This is a genomic window from Mesorhizobium sp. M0663 (assembly GCF_040320585.1).
GTDB lineage: Bacteria > Pseudomonadota > Alphaproteobacteria > Rhizobiales > Rhizobiaceae > Mesorhizobium.
In genome coordinates, this window is record NZ_JAMYPX010000114.1 from 1 (window position 1) to 709 (window position 709).

A 709-nucleotide genomic window follows, 5' to 3' on the forward strand; every position below is an offset into this window, starting at 1 on the left:
GATCCCGAGCCGCGCGCCCTTGGCCTGACCTCACGCCATCTCGCTTATGTGATCTACACCTCCGGCTCAACCGGAACCCCAAAGGGCGTCATGGTCGAGCACCGGGGAGTGGTGAATCATACAAGTTGGCAGGCGGATCGATTCCAGCTTGCTGCCCACGACATTTTCCTGCAGCGAACCTCCCTCTCTTTTGATGCCGCGGTGTGGGAGCTATGGACAGCCTTGTCGTTTGGGGCTCGTGTAATTCTCCTTCCCCTCGACCGACAATTCGATGTTCGATCAATTGTCGATCTCCTGAATAGGCATAGAGTGACGGTCCTGCAATTAGTCCCGTCTCTTCTTTCGGCATTGCTTGAGCTCAGAGACGTTGAGCAAAATGCAATCGGTAGCTTACGATACATATTTTGTGGTGGAGAGCTCCTCAGGAATGAGATCGTCGCTAAATGGCTGCAATTGACATCGCGGGCACTTGTCAATCTCTATGGGCCTACTGAGGCAACGATTGATACGACAGCTTGGGAGCATCCCGTTGGATTTAGCGGAACAGTTGTCCCCATCGGGCGTCCGATTGCGAACACGCGGGTGTATCTTCTGGACGGTCATGGTGCGCCGGTGCCGTTCGGGGCGGTGGGGGAGCTTTACATTGGCGGGGCGGGGGTTGCGCGTGGCTACCTGAACCGGCCCGATCTGACGGCGGAGCGGTTCATCG

1 protein-coding gene is annotated in these 709 nt (G+C 56.7%); it reads left to right on the forward strand.

The features are described from left to right. The coding region (locus NKI54_RS36360) for an AMP-binding protein (RefSeq protein WP_352694672.1) at positions 1 to 709 on the forward strand (709 nt) is incomplete at both ends.